Source organism: Lacinutrix algicola (assembly GCF_001418085.1).
GTDB classification, from domain to species: Bacteria; Bacteroidota; Bacteroidia; order Flavobacteriales; family Flavobacteriaceae; genus Lacinutrix; species Lacinutrix algicola.
In genome coordinates this window covers 183,847-201,682 of record NZ_LIQH01000040.1, presented here as the reverse complement: position 1 = coordinate 201,682, position 17,836 = coordinate 183,847, and the positions used below count along the sequence as shown (strand labels likewise).

Sequence of the window (17,836 nt, the reverse complement as noted above, 5' to 3'; positions counted from 1 at the left end):
CATATTTAATAAAACATTTGGACTAAGAGATGGTGAAATATACATCTCTTTTTTAATGCAGTTATATATTTTTTTAATTATAACGGTGTTATTAATTGTAAAACCAACGGTTAATGCAATATTTGTTAATCAATTGGGTGCAGATAGTTTGCCATATGGTTACTTGCTTGTAGCATTGGTTGCTGTGCTTACTTCAATATTTTATAATAAAGCAGTTAAAGCCTTTTCGTTACTTAAAGTAACTATTGGGTCTCTAATAATTTTTAGTTTAGCGTTTATAGCATTAAGTATTATTTTACATTTTAATGCTCTCGATAAAGCATTACTATATTTCTATTATTTAAGTATTTCACTTTTTGCAGTTATTGCAACTTCTCAGTTTTGGATTCTAGCCAATATGGTTTTTAATGCAAGAGAAGCCAAGCGTTTATTTGGTTTTATTGGAGCAGGAGCTATTGCTGGTGGTGTATTTGGAGGTTATTTAACGAGTATTATCGTATCTTCTTACGGTAATAAATATGCCATTTTAATGGCAGCGCTACTTATTTTATGTTGTATTCCAATTATTAAGAAAATTTGGAATTTAAGAATTCTAAAAATGACAAGTTACGTTAGGAAACAACGTAAATACAACGAAACTGCTACTCAGGATTCTTCATTTAAACTCATATTAAAATCTAAACATTTAACTTACTTAGCTCTAATAACTGGTATTGGTGTTATTGTAGCTAAACTAGTCGATTTTCAATTTAGTGATTTTGCTAATAAAGCTATTTCAGATTCAGATGAATTAGCCTCTTTTTTTGGCTTTTGGTTTTCCACTTTTAATGTTATTGCTTTAGTTTTACAACTGTTTGTTACCAATCGTTTTTTAAGTAGGTTTGGCGTTTCTTCTACATTACTAATATTGCCTTTAGGTATTGCTTTAGGGAGTTTACTGTTTTTAACCTTTCCAGAATTATGGGTTTTAGTTATAATAAAAGGAATAGATGGTAGCTTTAAACAATCGTTAAATAAAGCAGCTGTAGAATTATCTATCATGCCAATTCCTAATAACATTAAAAATCAGGCAAAGTCTTTTATAGATGTTGCAGTAGATAGTGTGGCAACTGGTATTGCAGGTTTCCTACTTATTTTTTTAATTAGAAGATTAGATTTAGACACCTCGTATATTACAGTTATCATTTTACTTTTTGTCTTTATTTGGATTCTTTTAATCTACAGACTAAGAGAGGCTTATTTTAATTCTTTTAGAACTAATATTCAAAAAACGTTAGTTGCGAATGCAAAAACAGAAAAAAGAGTTAAGTACGAAACGACTTTAGTTGCTGCTAGACGTATTCTAAATTCTGGAGCAGAAACCGAAATTTTAAGTCTTTTAGAGCAATTAAGCTCATATAGATTTGTTGCTTTAAAGGATAGTATTATCAATTTATTAGAGCATCCATCGAATAAGGTGAAAACAGAAGCAATAAAAGAATTGTTTCAATATGATAAAGGAACTGCTATTAATAAAGTTGAAGCTTTAATTACGGAAGAAAATGATGATTTAGTTTATACTGCTTTAGATTATATTATGCAGCATTCTAATATAAATACAAATGCGTTTTTTGATAAGTATTTAAACCACGAAACCGATTATATCTCTAACGCAGCCTTGCTATGTCTTGCAAAAGAAGGTGTGAATAATAATAAGCTATCTCTTAAATATAATTTGCAGAATAGAATAGCAGAGCAAGTGAGAACGTTAAACACACCAGAAGGATTTAGTAGAAAAGAAGCTGTAGCAAAGCTATTAGTTACTATTGCATATTCCGGTATCGAGAAGTTTTATCCTTTTATAACTGTACATTTAAACAATAGAGATCCATACATAGTAGGTTACGCTATTAAAGCTGCAGGTATAACGGCCAACGAGCGTTTTATAGATGAACTATTACAATATTTAGCGACTAAAGAGCATCGAAAACAAGCCATTAAAGCGCTTAAAAACTACGGAACAGGAATTACCAAAACAATTTTAAACCTCAACAAATCTGAAGAATTATCCGATAATATTAAACAGCATCTACCTAAAGTAATAAGTGCTTTTAACTCTCAAAATTCTGTAAAAATTTTATTAAGATTACTAAAGAGTAAGGATGTAGTTATTAGGTTAGAATCTGCTAAAGCATTATTAAAACTTAGACAGAAAAACCAATCACTCTTTTACAACAAACGAATTTTTAAACGTGTAATATTAAGAGAAGGGCGATATTATAAAAATACAATTGATGCTATTTCCTCAATTCAAAGTGCTATTAATCAATCGCTTTTAGAACCTGAAAACGACAGTGATACCGAGGTTTTTATTGCTAGACAAAGTTTAATTGACGTTTTAAATGAGCAGATTGACACTAGTTTAAAATGTATTTTTAAGTTATTAAGTTTGGTTTACGATGAAGCCGATATTAATGTAACTTATTCCGGTTTGTTTAGTGACGTTAAAGAGGCTAGAGTTAATGCCTTAGAATTTTTAGATAATTTATTAAATTCACAATTAAAGTCTAAAATCTTTCCATTAATAGAACATACTGTAATAGAAAATGACCATTTCGATTCTGCGATATTAAAAATTAATACAATACCAGAAAAAGCATACTTAACAATGCTAATTAAACGAAGAGGTAAACGTGTTAAATTAGAGATTTTACATCTTATAATGGTACTTGGTAACAAAAAGTACATCCCTATTGCAATGCCTTTAAAAAAGCATAAAAATAAGGATGTTAAGTTTTTTGCTTACGCAACTATAGATAGTTTAACAGATGTTAAACTTTAATTACCACCAGTTTCTCCTTGGTCGTCTTTATCTTTAAAATTCTCGTCTAATTTAGCATCAGAATCCTCGTTGTTCTTTTCAATTAAGTCATCAATCTTACTTGCCAAATACATGTGTGCTCCTGCAGAATTCTTGTTTAATACGTTAGACATTAAACAAACAATGTATTTAGTACCGTTGTTTGGATGTTCTACAATAATAACAGAATTCATATAATTAAAAACGTTTCCTGCATAATCCTTACAATCAGGATTCTTCTTTCTATCGCATTTGTAATAGCTACCAGACTTAAAATATACAGCAGCACTATCTAGTCTATTAGATTTTGCATAACGAATACGCCTGTCTGTAGAGTAGAGTAGTCGTTTCATTTCAAGACTAGTCTTTGTATCTACAATTTTTCCTTGCTCTAGTTTAACAAACCATTTCATTAAACCTTTTGGCGTACCAATACTACCACCTTTTCTACCCACATACTTATCTGCTGTACGTGTAAACATACCTCCAAGTCTCCAATCGTCTTCAGTTATTCCTAAATCTCTTAAAGGTTCGTTTACAACCGTATTTGCTAAGTTTGTTAAACTGTCTCTTGGTGTCTCTTTAAAGTAGTTTTCACCTTGTTCTTCGGTTAAATTAACATATTCTTGTCCAAAAGCTGCCATTAACATTGCTTCTCTGTACATAACACTTGCGGCACCATTATTACTAACAGAAACCATATGGTCTAACCATTCAAATAACGAAAACTTATCGCTGGCTATAACCTGTCTTTTAGATAGTTTATCTTTTTCAATATCATAAATTGGCACAGTATGGTGATCTCCAGTTCCCCAATAACGAGAAGACACTTTAATGTCTTTTAGGTACATAATACGTTCATCGAAATCGGTACATACTTTAGCCATTTGCGTAAAAACAGCATTTAAAACGGCTATTTTACCAACACTTCCTGGTTGGTAACCCACATTTTCTCTATGTGCAGCATATTTTAAATCGTTAGCATTGGTCATGTCCATAATTGCTAAAGAATAAGCACCACTAGGCACCAAACGTTTAATACGTTCAGCAAATTCTTTGTTTTCTACAAATAATTCTTTAATACTGTCTTCGGTTCTAGACGTTAGATTAAGCTTAATATCTGCTAACTTTTTATAGGCACCAAACGGAATACGGTTATAAGGCACACTGTCTATTTGCATTTTATGTATTTGGTATAAACGCTTAATTCCAGTACGTTGGTAACCATCTATTGGGTAGGATACAAACCCAAAAGAAAGTAAAATGCAAAGACCAATAGATATGTAGAATATTTTTTTCATAATATTTTTTATAGTTTTTCTGAAAGACTGATTAATGTATCACCTTCAATTTTTGGTGAGATAGAAGAGAGGTATTCAGAACTTTTTGCTTGCTTGTTTTCCACAAACGGACGAATTTGAAACAACCACAATTTATCATCCTTGAAACCAAATTCTACATCGTAAGCTTGATTTGGAGTGTCGGCATGTTGCACCATTTTTTTTCTAATTTCGGTTGCCAATGTTCTAATGTCACTAATATTACGAGCATTTAAAATTGGAAACTCAAAAGTTGTCGTATATTTTTTAGTACCGCCATAATCTGGAAGTCTTATGTAATCGTTTTGTCTTGCAGGCGCTAATAATTCATCTGTTTTAGATGAAATTAAACGTGTCTCTGCACTTTGTCCGTCTACAGCACCACCAGCACCACGACTAAAAGCAACCGTTAAATCGTTATCATTTCCAGAGTTAATACCTTTAGTAATCATAACACCAGAATAATCAACATCTACACTTGGTATTATTAAAATAGAAGGAAATACATTTTCAGGATTACTTAAATATTTTTGACGCCATTTAAAGCTACGTTCTGTGTAAGCACTTGCCCAAACGCGTTTAATACCTTTTACAATGGCATCTTCATCTTTAATATTAAACAACGTTAAATTTAATCCAGCACCAGTAAATTCTTTCAAATCTTCCATATTGGTATCACTACGTAAAAACACAGGAACATTACCAATAGTATCTCCAAAAGCGGATTTAAAATTAGATTTCATGTCTTCAACAAAACTATTTTCTAAAGGCATGTTTATAATAGCATCGTGTAGTTTCTTTAAGTTTTTAAGCTGAAATTCTTCAACTGTAGCTTCATCTGTTTTATTAGCACGCATATCATTAGCAACAGTAAATGTAGCGTTTAGGTATTCCCAATACGTTTTATTCTCATTTGCCATTTTAGTATTCATGTGCGATCTAAAAATTCCGAAAGGAATAATAATACCTTCCACAACTTGCTCAGGAAACAATTGCTTTAACTCTCCTAAATTAGCAGCTTTTGGTCCGCATAGTTTACCGGAATCTGTAGCATCCACATCACGCATATTAAGCACTTTTGATACATCCAAACGAATTTGATCTACAGGAACAGCAATAATGTTTTTACTACGTTCTTTTTTGCTAAAAAGCTCTTTTTCGGTAGAAGACATAGCGTCTTCTGCTTTAATAATTACACTACCTTTATTAGATACCGCATAGAAAATGGTTTTGCCATTGTATTTTTTCATTGCTTTTAAATTATCATAAGACAAAGCAGCATTTGGTATTCCTAAATTACGGGCTAAAAGTTGAACGTGAGACACTAAATTACCTTCAGAAACCGTCATTATTCCTGCAACTGGTTTTAAATCGTGAGGTGGTTTTTCAAATATATAAATGTTATTACTGTTTACTTCAACATCATCAGGATTGCCATCTACAACAACCAATTCACCAAAGGCATATCCAGGATTTAATCCTCTTATTGCACTTTGGTTTTCTATAGACATCACGGCGTTGTTAATTTTAGAAGTTTTAGAAACAAAAGCACCAAATTCGCTAACGGTTTCACCTAAGCTTAAAGCAACGCTACTTCTAACGCGATCGTCTATAAAACCATAAGATAGTGGCTCGAAAGTAGTATAGTCGTCAACAATATCTTGATAATTAGCCTTAACCATTGCAGCACTCCATTCTACAACACTGCGGCTTGTGGTTAATAATTGATTTAAATCGTTAATACTTAATTCGGTATTTGCAATTTTACTATTAGTTGTCTCTTCTATGGCATTGTATTCCCAATCTTCAATTAAACCAGTTCCTAAGGCAGCACAAGACAAAGCGCTAATTTTATCTAGGCTCTCTCCAGGTGTAATGGTTTTCCAATTTTGAGTTTCGGTAAGTAAAGTATGTTCTAATTGGTTAGATAAATCCAATAATTTTAAACGGTCTTCACTGCTTTTGTAGCTTAAGATATTACTTCTAATTTCAACTAAAATAGTAGCGATTTCAGAAATAAAAGAAGCTGAGGTATTATCATTTTTATTAGCAGTAATAAAATCTTGAATTCTTTTAGTTGTAATATTAGTGCTTGGCAATGTTTTTAACTCTTCTTCTAATCTTGTAAAATCGATAGGAGCATAAAATTTATCCATGGTTATTAATAACGCATCGAAATCCTTCTTTAATTCTTTTGGAACACTTTTAGTTTCCATAAAATCTTTCACCAATTTAATATCGGTAACTTCTGGTTGCCCATGAATTTTAATTCTAATATCCATAAACGATTTCAAGTCTTCAGAAATAGTTTTACTCTGACTTCTCATTAATTGTGTAATATTATCATCGCCATTATGAGGGACATCTTTTAATACTTGTCTTAAAAAATAATAATTGGCATCAATAAACTGTTCGTCTTTTAATAACCATTCAAAAAAGTCTTTTCCCCAAGTGTCTTCATCTTCACTTTGTATAGCACCTCTGTAGTATTGTGCTTTTTGTAAAACCCATCCATCATCTACACTAGCAAGGTATTTACCAATTTGATATTGTTTTATTCGGCTAAACTTATGGTCACGATTTAAAAAATCGTTTTGCTTTACAGCAGCAATAATTTCACCAAAATAAAGACGATTCGTTTTTCTTAAATTTAAAGCAGACTCTTTAAAACTTGCATGTTGTATTCCGCCTCCAATACTATCTGGACATGGATCTTTGGGCTCGCGCTCTGTATTATCTTCGCAAAACCATTTGATACGATTATAAGGACCTCTGGGATCTTTTTTATAAGCTTCAATTAAGTTTTTAATTTGTTTTGTAGAAAGTTCTTGAGCTTCAGTTTTTAAACTAAAAGCAATAAGAATAACAAGTAGTGGTATTATTTTTTTAAGCATTATTTTTATTAATTAATGTTTACACAAAAAAGATAGAGTGATTTTTTATGAGATTTTTTCTAACGGTATAATATATAAATTTTAACATTAGTATTGTAATTTATTTAGGTATTAAAGCACAGTGTTTTAAGATAATATTATAAATGTTTTATTCTAAAAAAATTAAATTTACTCAATATTTAACTAAAAAATTGAATAATGAAGAGGAAAACATTTGTATTGGTATTTTTAAATATTATAACTTTTTTCAGCTGTTTAAATACGGCCGAAAGTCAAACACCTAAATCGGTTAAAGAAACTTTTCAAGCTAAATATCCTGGAGAGAATGACCCAGATTGGGAAGTAGATGCGCATGGTAATTTCGAGTCAGATTTTAAAATTGATGGTATAAAATATAGAGCAGATTTCTCTCCAAATGGAAACTGGATTGAAACCGAAACAAGTATCGATAAAAAAGACTTACCAAAAGCGATTAAAGAAGCCATCAAGAAAAATTATGGTAACGAGAAAATTACAGAAGTAGAAAAAGTAGATAGCGCTACTAAAGGCGAATTTTACGATGTAGAGTTCAAGAAAAAAGGAAAAAATATGGACATAGAATATCGTGCCTCTGGTGTCGAACTTTAAACACTATAAATTAGATATAAAAAGGATAATCCTATTAGCAGGATTATCCTTTTTTTTATGCTCTAATTACTTGCTTACGTAGAAGGCATGGATAACACCAGGAAACCAACCTAATAAAGTTAATAGTAAATTTACAATAAACTTACCTCCAATACCATGTTGCATAGCAACAGATAATGGTGGTAATAATAAATTGATAATAATTGTAATTAATGACATAGTGTTTTAGTTTAATTAATAAATTTAAAGGCTTAACAATAGCTTCATTTTATTAATGAGCGATTGTTCTTTTTTGTTTATAAAAATGAATTTTAAAGCATTCAAAATAACAGAATTAATATAGTAAATGTATTTAACAATCACAATTATATTATAAGCTAAAATAGACACTAATTAATACCAATCAACTAAAGAGTAAATACAATGAAAATTTTAGACTTCAATACAAACCACACATTAGAAAACGACGTTGTAAAACTAATACCATTACAAGCAGAGCATTTAAGTATACTATCAGAATTTGCAATTAATGAACCCGGTTTATGGGAATACTCGTTACAATCGGCTAGCGGATTAGATAACATGAAAGCCTACCTAAACAAAGCGTTACAAGATAAGGCTAATAAAAAAGCGTACCCGTTTTTAGTATTCGATAAGCGTACAAATACATACGCAGGAAGCACACGTTTTTACGATTATCTCCCAGAATACCAAACCTTACAATTAGGCTATACTTGGTATGGTAAAGCGTTTCAAGGTACGGGCTTAAATAAAAATTGTAAATATCTAATGCTATCTTTTGCTTTCGATACCTTAGGAGTAGAGCGTGTAGAGTTTAGAGCAGATAATAACAATAAAAGAAGCATTGCAGCCATGAAAAGTTTAGGCTGTACTGTAGAAGGTGTATTAAGGCAAAATTGTGCCACACCAAAGGGTACACGAAGAGACAGTATTATACTTAGTATTTTAAAAGAAGAATGGCTTGGTGGTATTAAAGAGAAATTAGCAGCAAGACTATAATTATAAAGCCAAAGTGTTATATCTCATTGTATATTAAGTAATAGTTATTTGAAAAATAGAAAAAAAGAACTCAAACCAAAAACTGTAGTTATCTTTGCAAAAAAAAGAGTAATGTCAAACCAAAAAAAAACGCATAAAGCAATATTAGAGAAATTAGGTATCGAAGCACTAAATCCTATGCAGGAGGAAGCGTATTTATCTATTACATCTATTGCAAATACTGTTTTGTTATCACCAACAGGAACAGGTAAAACGCTTGCGTTTTTATTACCTACAATAAGCGAATTGTCTACTAAGTGCGAGAATGTACAATTATTAATATTAGTACCTTCTCGAGAGTTAGCAATACAAATAGAACAGGTAATTAGAGAAATAGGATCTGGTTTTAAAGCCAATGCTGTTTATGGTGGTAGACCATTCTCTAAAGATAAGATAGAACTCTCCCACGCACCAGCCATATTAATTGGAACACCTGGTCGTGTTGCAGATCATTTAAGGAAAAAAACCATTTCTGTAGAAGACATTAAAACTTTGGTTTTAGATGAATTCGATAAATCTCTAGAAATAGGATTCGAAAAAGAAATGAGCGAAATTCTTGGCAGCTTACCAAGTATTAAAAAACGTATTCTAACCTCGGCAACTCAGGATATGGAAATTCCTAGATTTGTAGGTTTAGAAAATGAAATAGTAATAGACTATTTACATACTAAAATATCTAATTTAGTTATTAAAAAGGTAATCTCACCAGATAAAAACAAACTACAAACTTTAGTAGATTTATTACAGCATATAGGTAACAAGCCAGGTATTATATTCTGTAACTTTAAAGATACTATACAGTATGTAAGCGACTTTTTAAACACAAACGATATTCCACACGGTTGCTTTTTTGGTGGTATGGAGCAAATAGATAGAGAACGCGCGCTTATAAAATTTAGAAACGGCTCTCATAAAATTATTATAGCTACAGATTTAGCGGCTCGTGGATTAGATATTCCAGAGTTAAACTTTATCGTGCATTACCAATTACCATTAAAAGCTGAAGAGTTCACCCATAGAAACGGTAGAACAGCAAGAATGAACGCACAAGGAACAGCGTACGTTTTACAATGGGAAAACGAATACTTACCAGAGTTTATTACATCTTCAGAAATTGTAAAACTTAAAGGCAGACCAACCAATATGGATAGTTTATGGTCTACTTTATTTATTTCTGGTGGTAGAAAAGATAAAATCTCTAAAGGAGATATTGCAGGTTTGTTTTTTAAACAAGGCGATTTAGAGCGTAACGAATTAGGTGTTATAGAACTAAAACAAGACTGTGCATTTGTAGCAGTCCCAAAAGCAAAAGCAGAAGCAATAGTAGAGAAAGTAAATAATAAGCACGTTAAAAAACGTAAAGTGCGTGTTACCATTATTTAGTAGCATTTTTTGTAACTTTCAATTGTCAAAAAAGTGTAAAATAAGTGTCAACAGCTATTAGAAGTCACTAAATAGCAAGTTATTTACATCGATTTTAAAACACCAAAGCATTGAGAATCTATAAAGCATTTTTAGTACTAATAGTAGCACTAGTCTTTTTTTCGTGTAAAACCGAAAACAATACTAACGTTTCGGCATTGGCTAAAGTTGCTATTCGTGAAGCCGGCAATCAATTATTACTAAAAAATCAAGATTCCACATCATTAATATTACCTGTTTTAGAATTGAAAACATCGGTTTTTAAACTAGAATTTAATAAACCACTAGCTTTCGAGCCAAGTCAACTAGTTAAAGCAATAGAAAACAGCTTTAATAAAACAGCACTTGCTAAAAGTTACCGTGTAGAAGTATTGCAATGCACAGATAACGAAGTTGCCTACAGTTACGAAATTCACGAAACGCAGGAACTTACTATAATACCATGTGCAGGTCGTGTGTTGCCAGAAAGCTGTTATATCATTACTATTTCATTTTTAGATAATCCTAAAGCAGCAAACAGCTATACTTGGCTTTTATACCTTTTAGTAATTGCTATCCTTATTGTTATAGGTATAATGGTATTCAAAAAAAGGAAATCAGAAACGGTATCAAAAGCAATAGAAACAGATTTCGAAAAGCTTGGCGTTTTTCAATTTTATCCAGAACAGAACAAACTTGTAAAAGCCGCAACAACCATTAGCCTTTCTAAAAAGGAATGCGAAATTCTAGCCATTTTTGTAGCCAATCCAAACCAAATCATTAAACGCGACACGCTTACCAAAAAAGTATGGGAAGATAACGGTGTTATTGTGGGCAGAAGTTTAGACACCTACATTTCTAAACTCCGAAAAAAACTAAAGGACGACACCACTATAAAACTAACGAATGTGCACGGTGTAGGTTACAAGCTAGAAATAGAATAAAGCGTTTTTATTCATTTTTATAGTATTTACACGCTTTTTAGTACCAAAAACGGTCATTTTTAGCTCTAACATGTCAATTTTGTAAAGCTCTCGCATAATTGTGTAACAGGTTTGCCTTGGTTTATTTTTACCTTTGTGTAAGCGAATTATTAAACATTAATACTGTTGGTTATTTCAACCTTCATATTAATTAAAACATATAGTAAAAATGATTAAACCAAGAGAAAAAGCACCAGAATTAAAAATAGAACTAGTAAACGGTACAACATGGACATTAAGCGAGCAATCGCCAGAAAACTTCACGTTACTATTAGTATATAGAGGTAAACATTGTCCGGTTTGTAAAGGCCAGTTAGAAGAACTTCAGAAAAAAATAGGTAAGTTTTCAGATCGCGGTGTAAACGTTATCGCCATAAGTGCAGATACTAAAGAAATTGCAGAAGAAACTTATAAAGAATGGGACATTAACGATATTCCATTAGGTTATAATTTTTCTATCGATGAAGCCAGAAAATGGGGATTATTTATTTCCGAAGGCATAAAACAAGAACCGAAACATTTTGTAGAGCCAGGATTATTTTTAATCACACCAGACCAAACCATGTATTGGGAATCTATCCAATCTATGCCATTTGGTAGACCACCATTTAACGAAGTCTTAGGAGGAATCGATTATATTCTAAAAGCAGATTATCCTGCTACAGGTGAAGCCTAAAACTTCAGGATTAACAATCCGTTAATCCAACCATTATTATTAGCCTTTTATTAAAGGCCAAACACAAGAAGCGTTATCATTTTAAATGTTCATTCAGTATCGAACAAGAGAGCGTGTACTATAAACTTAAAAATAAAATAACATGAGTAATACCACAGATAAAGGATTTGCAACTATTAATCCTGCTACCGAAAAAGAAATTAAACAGTATACATACATGACGGAAGACGAAGCTGTAAAAGCAGTAGAGTCCTGTCACGAAGCTTTTTTAGATTGGAAACTAAAATCCTTAGAAGAGCGTTCTGAAATTATAAAAGCCGTTGGTAAAACACTAATGGATGTAAAAGACGAGTACGCCACATTAATGACCCAAGAAATGGGAAAACTAGTAAAGCATAGTCACGACGAAATAGAACTTTGTGCAGGCGTTTGCGAGTACACAGCAACCGAAGGCATCAAACATTTACAAGATGAAGTAAGAACCATGGAAAATGGCGGAAAAGGAATCATTCAACAAGCGCCAATAGGTGTTATTTATGGCATCCAACCATGGAATTTCCCATTATATCAAGCCATTCGTTATGCTATTGTAAACTTAATGGCAGGAAACGGCGTCTTATTAAAACACGCTAAAAACGTAACTGGTTCGGCTTTAAAACTTAAAGAAGTTTTAGAAAAAGCAGGATTACCAAAAAATCTATTTACCGTTTTAATTATAGATCACGAAACGTCCGATAAAATTATCGAGCACAAACTAGTAAGAGGTGTTACCTTAACCGGAAGCTCTAAAGCTGGAGAATACGTGGCACAAAAAGCAGCAAAAGTATTAAAAAAGACAGTATTAGAGTTAGGAAGTAACGATGCCTATTTGGTGTTAGACGATGCCGATATAGACCTAGCAGTACAAACCAGTATTTTTGCACGTACTTATAACAATGGAGAAACCTGCGTTGCAGCAAAACGTTTTGTGGTAGTAGAAAAAGTGTACGACCAATTTAAAGATGCTTTTGTTAAAGGCATGGAAGCCGTAAATTTTGGAGATCCAATGGACAAAGCGTCTAAATTAGGACCAATGGCTAGAGAGGATTTAAGAGATAAAATTCACGAACAAGTAGAAGAAAGTGTAAGCAACGGTGCTACTATTTTATGTGGTGGGCAAGTGCCAGACGTTACTGGTTACTACTATCCATCTACCGTTTTAGGCGATGTAAAACCTGGACAACCTGCTTATAGTGATGAGTTATTTGGACCAGTAGCCTCATTAATTAAGGCAAAAGATAACGAAGATGCTATGCGTATTGCAAACGATAGTCGTTTTGGGCTTGGTGGCGGAATTTTTAGTAAAGACGAAGACAAAGCCATACAATTAGCAAAAGACCATTTCGATACCGGAATGATTAACATTAACTCTTACGGTTTAGCACACCCAAACATGCCATTTGGAGGCGTTAAAGACTCTGGTTATGGTCGTGAACACGGTGGTTTTGGTATTAGAGAATTTGTAAATGCTAAATCTATTATGTTGAATAATAGTAAGTAATTTACATTAGAGTAACGTTTATTATAGAAAAAGATCAAGTTGTAAAGCTTGATCTTTTTTTTGTTTTAATATGAAATTTTAAGTTGTTGAGGTTTCCCGTAAAGATTGTGTTTTTAATTTATATACATTTACAACTGAACAACTTAAATTATAATAATTATGAAAATTGAAGCTATTAAACCAGGACCAAAACCAAAGAAAGAAGATGGAACGCCTGATAGAAGAAGAAGAGTTACTCCTGATAATAAGCCAAAACACCCAAATCTAAAACCACATAAGCATAAGCCAAATGATTAAGCATTTTTTATGAGTGTATTATATCTCAATAAAGTATTTTAGTACCATTGTATAAAGATTTATTACAGAGAAGAATGATTAAAAATATTAAACTACATAATATTGCTACCTATATAGATCCAGTAGAGATAAAAAATCTAAAAAAGGTAAACTTTATTTATGGATCTAATGGAACAGGTAAAACAACAATATCTAACTTCCTCTATGACTCTAATGAAGAGATTTATTCTGATTGCAAAAAAGAATGGTACAATAATACAGAACTTGAAACACTTGTATATAATAAAAAATTTAGGGAAGAGTATTTTGAGAAAGGAAAACTTAGTGGCGTTTTCACATTAGGAAAAGCTTCTAAAGATGAAATAAATATAATTAATACTAAAAAAGAAGAACTTAAAAATTTAAAAGAACAATATCTTAAACGTGAATCATCACTAAATACACAAAATAATAAAAGAGATGAGAAGGTTTTAATGTTTAAGGAGGAAATATGGAAGAGTATTTTTCAAAAACATAAAGTTCTCTTCAAAGAAGCTTTTGTTGGTTCTATGAAAAGTAAAGATGCTTTTTATGATAAAATAATAAAAGAGTTTAAAAATAATACTACGCCACTTTTAGAAATAGAGATTATAAAAACAAAATCACAAACTATTTTTGGAGAACCGCCAAAAAGAATAGATTCTTTTGATGTCATTGATTTTAAAAGATTAGTAGAGATTGAAAAAGATGAAATTTGGCAGAAGAAAATTATAGGAAAAGCTGATGTTGATATTGCTAAACTTATTCAAAAACTTAATATTGATGATTGGATTATAAAAGGTAAAGGTCTATTAGACGAAACAGAAACTATTTGTCCATTTTGTCAAGAAGAAACAATTACATCTGATTTTAAAACTCAATTGGACGAATTCTTTGATGAGAATTTCACTAAAGATTTAAAGTATATTAAAAATTTTAAAGAAGAATATCTTCGAGAAGCTACTACAATTGTAAATCAATTAAATCAAATTGAAAAGAAAGAAAACGATAATAAAAAAACAATACTAAATATTAATCTATTTTCGGCAAATTTAAAAACCCTAATTAGCGAGTTTAGTGTTAATAAAGAATATCTACAAAGTAAAATATCAGAACCAAGTAGAGAAATAAATTTAACATCTATTGGAGAACAATTAGATAATTTAAATTCATTACTTACCGAAGCCAATATATCTATAGATAATCATAATAAAATTGTTTTAGATTATTCAAATGAAAAGAATGAATTGATAAGCTCAATATGGAAATATCTTATAGAGGATAATAAAGTAAATATTAACAGCTATGTTAAAGAACTTGAATCTCTAAACAAAAGTATAAATGGAATTAAAGGGCAATATGATGAATTTAAAGAGAAACATAGATTACTTAAAGTTGCAATTGATGAATTAAGTTTAAATGTTACTAGTTCTGAGCCAACTGTCATTCAAATCAACAATACTTTAAAAACTTATGGATTCCAAAGTTTTACGATTGTTCCATCTAAAAAAGAAGATAATCATTATGAAATACAACGAGAAGATGGCTCTTTAGCGGAATCTACTTTAAGTGAAGGAGAGGTAACCTTTATTACTTTTTTATACTTTTTACAAATAGCCAAAGGTTCATTGGAGCAAGGAAAAATTTCAGAAGATAAACTACTTGTAATTGATGATCCAATTTCTAGTTTGGATAGTAATATTTTATTTGTAGTGAGTACTCTGATTAAAAACATTCTAAAAGATGTAAGAGATGATAAAGGAAACATACTTCAGGTGATACTATTAACTCATAATGTGTTTTTTCATAAAGAAGTATCTTTTGTTGGAGGAGGTAACACCAAATTAAATAGTACGCATTTTTGGATCTTAAGAAAGAAAGACAAAAAAAGTACTATTCAAATCTTTGGTCAAGAAAACCCAATTCATTCCTCATATGAACTATTATGGAAAGAATTAAAACAAGAAAACTCTCTTGTATCTGTTCAAAACACTATGAGACGAATTATTGAAAATTATTTTAGATTACTTGGAAAGGATAGAGATGATAAATTAATTGGTAAATTTGACACAAGGGAAGAACAAGACATTTGTAGAGCTTTAATTAGTTGGATTAATGATGGTTCTCATACGATTAATGATGATTTATATATTGAGTATCAAGATGATACTATAAATAATTATAAAAAAGTATTTAGAGCTATTTTTGAAAAAACTAAACATATTGAGCATTACAAAATGATGATGGAAGAAGAAGATGAGGTTTTAGCTTAAACTCATTTATAAATATGAGTTAATCTGAGAAATAAAAAATACTGGCTTAAATGAAAAACGAAAATCAAATAAAATGTCCTAATTGTGGGACTTCCATAGATGTTCAAGATATTTTATCGCATCAATTAGAAGAGGAAATAAAGCAAAAATACCAGTCGCAAATAGCGGCAGAGAAGAAGCGTTACGAAAGTCAGCAAGAAAAGCTAAAATTAGAAAAGTTAGATTTCGAGAATAAGAAAAAGCGCGAGAATGTGTTATTTCAGGAACGTTTAGAAAATCAGTTAAAAGAAGATAAAAAAGAAATAGAAGCAAAGCTAAAGCTTAAATTAAAGGAGGAATCTTCCGATCAGTTTGAAGCCTTACAAAAGGAATTAAACGAAAAATCTGAGCAAGTAAAAGAGTTAAACCGTTCTAAAGCTGAGATAGAAAAGCTTAAAAGAGAAAAAGGCGAACTTAAAGAAGCTGCCGAAGCCGAGGCACAGAAAAAGCTAAATGAGATTCTAACTTCAGAAAAAGAAAAAATTAAAAAATCTGAGGAAGACAAAAACGAATTGCGTTTTAAAGAAATGCAAAAGCAATTAGAAGATCAGAAAAAGCTTACCGAAGAAATGAAACGTAAGCAAGAGCAAGGTTCTATGCAATTGCAAGGTGAAGTTCAGGAATTAGCAATAGAGGAGTGGTTGGCGTCTAAGTTTCCGTTAGATACAATACAAGAAATTAAAAAAGGAGCTAGAGGTGGCGATTGTCTTCAAATTGTACACACCAGAACCGAGCAAAACTGTGGTACTATCTATTACGAAAGTAAACGTACTAAAGATTTTCAGCCCAGTTGGATAGAAAAATTTAAAGCAGATATTAGAGACAAAGGTGCAAATATTGGTGTTTTAGTGACAGAAGTTATGCCATCGGACATGGACCGAATGGGATTAAGAGATGGTATTTGGATTTGTAATTACGACGAGTTTAAAGGGTTGTGTGCCGTTTTAAGAGAAGGGATTTTACAAGTAAATAACGCTATAATTACCCAAGAAAATAAAGGTGATAAAATGGACTTACTTTACGATTACCTAACCAGTACAACCTTTAGAATGCAAATTGAAGCGATTGTAGAAGGTTTTACACAAATGAAATCGGACTTAGAAAGTGAAAAACGCTCTATGCAACGTATTTGGAAACAAAGAGAGAAACAAATAGAGAAAGTAGTGACTAATACTATAGATATGTACGGTTCTATTAAAGGCATTGCTGGAAACGCAATCCAATCTGTTAAAGCATTAGAGTTACCAGGTTATGATGACGACGATGATTTAGAGTAGTATATTTTAAGCAGTATTAATTTCGTGTTTTAGAAGAAAAAGGTAATTAATAAAATATAAAGGATAAATTTGTCCGCTATTAAATATAGCATTATATTTGTCGTATAAATAAAGAAATAGATGTTTTCAAAATCTTGCGAATATGGTTTACGCGCTGTAATTTTTGTAGCTCAGCAGAGCTCGAAAGGAGAGAAGGTGAGTTTAATCACTATTTCGGAAGAAATTAATTCACCTACGGCATTTACTGCCAAAATTCTACAACAATTAACAAGAGCACATATATTAACCTCTATAAAAGGTCGCTACGGTGGTTTTTTTATAGAGGATAATAAAATGGATACAAAGCTTAGCGAAATAGTAAGTTTACTTGATGGCGATGCTATATATAATGGCTGTGGTTTAGGTTTAAAACAATGCGATGCAAACTCACCGTGTCCTTTACACTTTAAATTTATTGAGATTAGAGATAATTTAAAGACGATGCTTGAAAGTACGTCATTAAAAGCTTTAGTGGATGATCTTAGTTTGGGAACTTTTATTTTAAAACGCTAAAAAAAATTAATTATAAATAGGATAAAAAGGTCTTTTAATCGA

The 17,836-nt window shown here is 31.3% G+C and carries 14 protein-coding genes; 11 read left to right on the top strand and 3 right to left on the bottom strand.

Going from position 1 to position 17,836, the window contains the following annotated elements; all coding sequences use genetic code 11:
- The first annotated feature begins 55 nt into the window (after positions 1-55).
- Positions 56-2,821, top strand: coding sequence for an Npt1/Npt2 family nucleotide transporter (locus tag ASC41_RS13850; RefSeq protein ID WP_241489675.1), 2,766 nt, complete (start codon positions 56-58; stop codon positions 2,819-2,821).
- Here the strand turns inward: ASC41_RS13850 and ASC41_RS13845 are convergent.
- Positions 2,818-4,140, bottom strand: a complete 1,323-nt coding sequence (locus ASC41_RS13845; protein ID WP_055437244.1) for a serine hydrolase — start codon at positions 4,138-4,140, stop codon at positions 2,818-2,820. The two genes, ASC41_RS13850 and ASC41_RS13845, sit on opposite strands and share 4 nt — an antisense overlap.
- Before the next feature lie 8 nt (positions 4,141-4,148).
- Positions 4,149-7,052 carry a PEP/pyruvate-binding domain-containing protein gene (locus ASC41_RS13840; RefSeq protein WP_055437243.1) on the bottom strand — a complete coding sequence of 968 codons (2,904 nt, stop codon included), beginning with the start codon at positions 7,050-7,052 and terminating at the stop codon, positions 4,149-4,151.
- Between the two features lie 198 nt (positions 7,053-7,250).
- On the opposite strand from ASC41_RS13840, the gene ASC41_RS13835 reads away from it, so the two are divergent.
- Positions 7,251-7,679 carry a PepSY-like domain-containing protein gene (locus tag ASC41_RS13835; RefSeq protein WP_055437242.1) on the top strand — a complete coding sequence of 143 codons (429 nt, stop codon included), beginning with the start codon at positions 7,251-7,253 and terminating at the stop codon, positions 7,677-7,679.
- 66 nt (positions 7,680-7,745) lie between these two features.
- On the opposite strand, the gene ASC41_RS13830 is transcribed toward ASC41_RS13835, so the two are convergent.
- Positions 7,746-7,898 (bottom strand): YqaE/Pmp3 family membrane protein, encoded by a 153-nt coding sequence (locus ASC41_RS13830; RefSeq protein ID WP_055437241.1) that lies wholly within the window; start codon positions 7,896-7,898, stop codon positions 7,746-7,748.
- Between the two features lie 204 nt (positions 7,899-8,102).
- On the opposite strand from ASC41_RS13830, the gene ASC41_RS13825 reads away from it, so the two are divergent.
- From ASC41_RS13825 to ASC41_RS13790, 9 genes are all read left to right on the top strand, one after another.
- The gene (locus ASC41_RS13825; protein WP_055437240.1) at positions 8,103-8,699 is read left to right on the top strand and encodes a GNAT family N-acetyltransferase; all 597 of its coding nucleotides are present in this window, start codon (positions 8,103-8,105) and stop codon (positions 8,697-8,699) included.
- 111 nt (positions 8,700-8,810) lie between these two features.
- Positions 8,811-10,121 (top strand): DEAD/DEAH box helicase, encoded by a 1,311-nt coding sequence (locus tag ASC41_RS13820; RefSeq protein WP_055437415.1) that lies wholly within the window; start codon positions 8,811-8,813, stop codon positions 10,119-10,121.
- 110 nt (positions 10,122-10,231) lie between these two features.
- On the top strand, positions 10,232-11,083 hold the full coding sequence (locus ASC41_RS13815; protein WP_055437239.1) for a winged helix-turn-helix domain-containing protein: 852 nt from the start codon (positions 10,232-10,234) through the stop codon (positions 11,081-11,083).
- A gap of 208 nt (positions 11,084-11,291) precedes the next feature.
- Entirely contained in the window at positions 11,292-11,798 is a 507-nt protein-coding gene (locus ASC41_RS13810; RefSeq protein ID WP_055437238.1) for a redoxin domain-containing protein, read from the top strand.
- Positions 11,799-11,940: 142 nt separating this feature from the next.
- A complete protein-coding gene (locus ASC41_RS13805; RefSeq protein ID WP_055437237.1) occupies positions 11,941-13,338 on the top strand; it encodes an NAD-dependent succinate-semialdehyde dehydrogenase in 1,398 nt (465 codons plus the stop codon).
- Positions 13,339-13,497: 159 nt separating this feature from the next.
- Positions 13,498-13,635: a hypothetical protein gene (locus ASC41_RS16945; protein ID WP_160318810.1), complete on the top strand. Its 138-nt coding sequence runs from the start codon at positions 13,498-13,500 to the stop codon at positions 13,633-13,635.
- 74 nt (positions 13,636-13,709) lie between these two features.
- Positions 13,710-15,926, top strand: coding sequence for an AAA family ATPase (locus ASC41_RS13800; protein ID WP_055437236.1), 2,217 nt, complete (start codon positions 13,710-13,712; stop codon positions 15,924-15,926).
- A 50-nt stretch (positions 15,927-15,976) separates the two neighbouring features.
- Positions 15,977-17,242 (top strand): DUF2130 domain-containing protein, encoded by a 1,266-nt coding sequence (locus ASC41_RS13795; RefSeq protein ID WP_055437235.1) that lies wholly within the window; start codon positions 15,977-15,979, stop codon positions 17,240-17,242.
- Positions 17,243-17,362: 120 nt separating this feature from the next.
- Complete coding sequence (locus ASC41_RS13790) at positions 17,363-17,794, top strand: RrF2 family transcriptional regulator (protein ID WP_055437234.1); 432 nt, start codon at positions 17,363-17,365, stop codon at positions 17,792-17,794.
- Positions 17,795-17,836 lie beyond the last annotated feature (42 nt).

Bases quoted from the DNA above. Each gene is read 5' to 3' on its own strand.
- ASC41_RS13825 (WP_055437240.1), top strand. From the start codon at position 8,103: ATGAAAATTTTAGACTTCAATACAAACCACACATTAGAAAACGACGTT.
- ASC41_RS13795 (WP_055437235.1), top strand. From the start codon at position 15,977: ATGAAAAACGAAAATCAAATAAAATGTCCTAATTGTGGGACTTCCATA.
- ASC41_RS13810 (WP_055437238.1), top strand. From the start codon at position 11,292: ATGATTAAACCAAGAGAAAAAGCACCAGAATTAAAAATAGAACTAGTA.
- ASC41_RS13805 (WP_055437237.1), top strand. From the start codon at position 11,941: ATGAGTAATACCACAGATAAAGGATTTGCAACTATTAATCCTGCTACC.
- ASC41_RS13845 (WP_055437244.1), bottom strand. From the start codon at position 4,140: ATGAAAAAAATATTCTACATATCTATTGGTCTTTGCATTTTACTTTCT.
- ASC41_RS13840 (WP_055437243.1), bottom strand. From the start codon at position 7,052: ATGCTTAAAAAAATAATACCACTACTTGTTATTCTTATTGCTTTTAGT.
- ASC41_RS13790 (WP_055437234.1), top strand. From the start codon at position 17,363: ATGTTTTCAAAATCTTGCGAATATGGTTTACGCGCTGTAATTTTTGTA.
- ASC41_RS13835 (WP_055437242.1), top strand. From the start codon at position 7,251: ATGAAGAGGAAAACATTTGTATTGGTATTTTTAAATATTATAACTTTT.
- ASC41_RS13800 (WP_055437236.1), top strand. From the start codon at position 13,710: ATGATTAAAAATATTAAACTACATAATATTGCTACCTATATAGATCCA.
- ASC41_RS16945 (WP_160318810.1), top strand. From the start codon at position 13,498: ATGAAAATTGAAGCTATTAAACCAGGACCAAAACCAAAGAAAGAAGAT.
- ASC41_RS13850 (WP_241489675.1), top strand. From the start codon at position 56: ATGCAGTTATATATTTTTTTAATTATAACGGTGTTATTAATTGTAAAA.
- ASC41_RS13820 (WP_055437415.1), top strand. From the start codon at position 8,811: ATGTCAAACCAAAAAAAAACGCATAAAGCAATATTAGAGAAATTAGGT.
- ASC41_RS13830 (WP_055437241.1), bottom strand. From the start codon at position 7,898: ATGTCATTAATTACAATTATTATCAATTTATTATTACCACCATTATCT.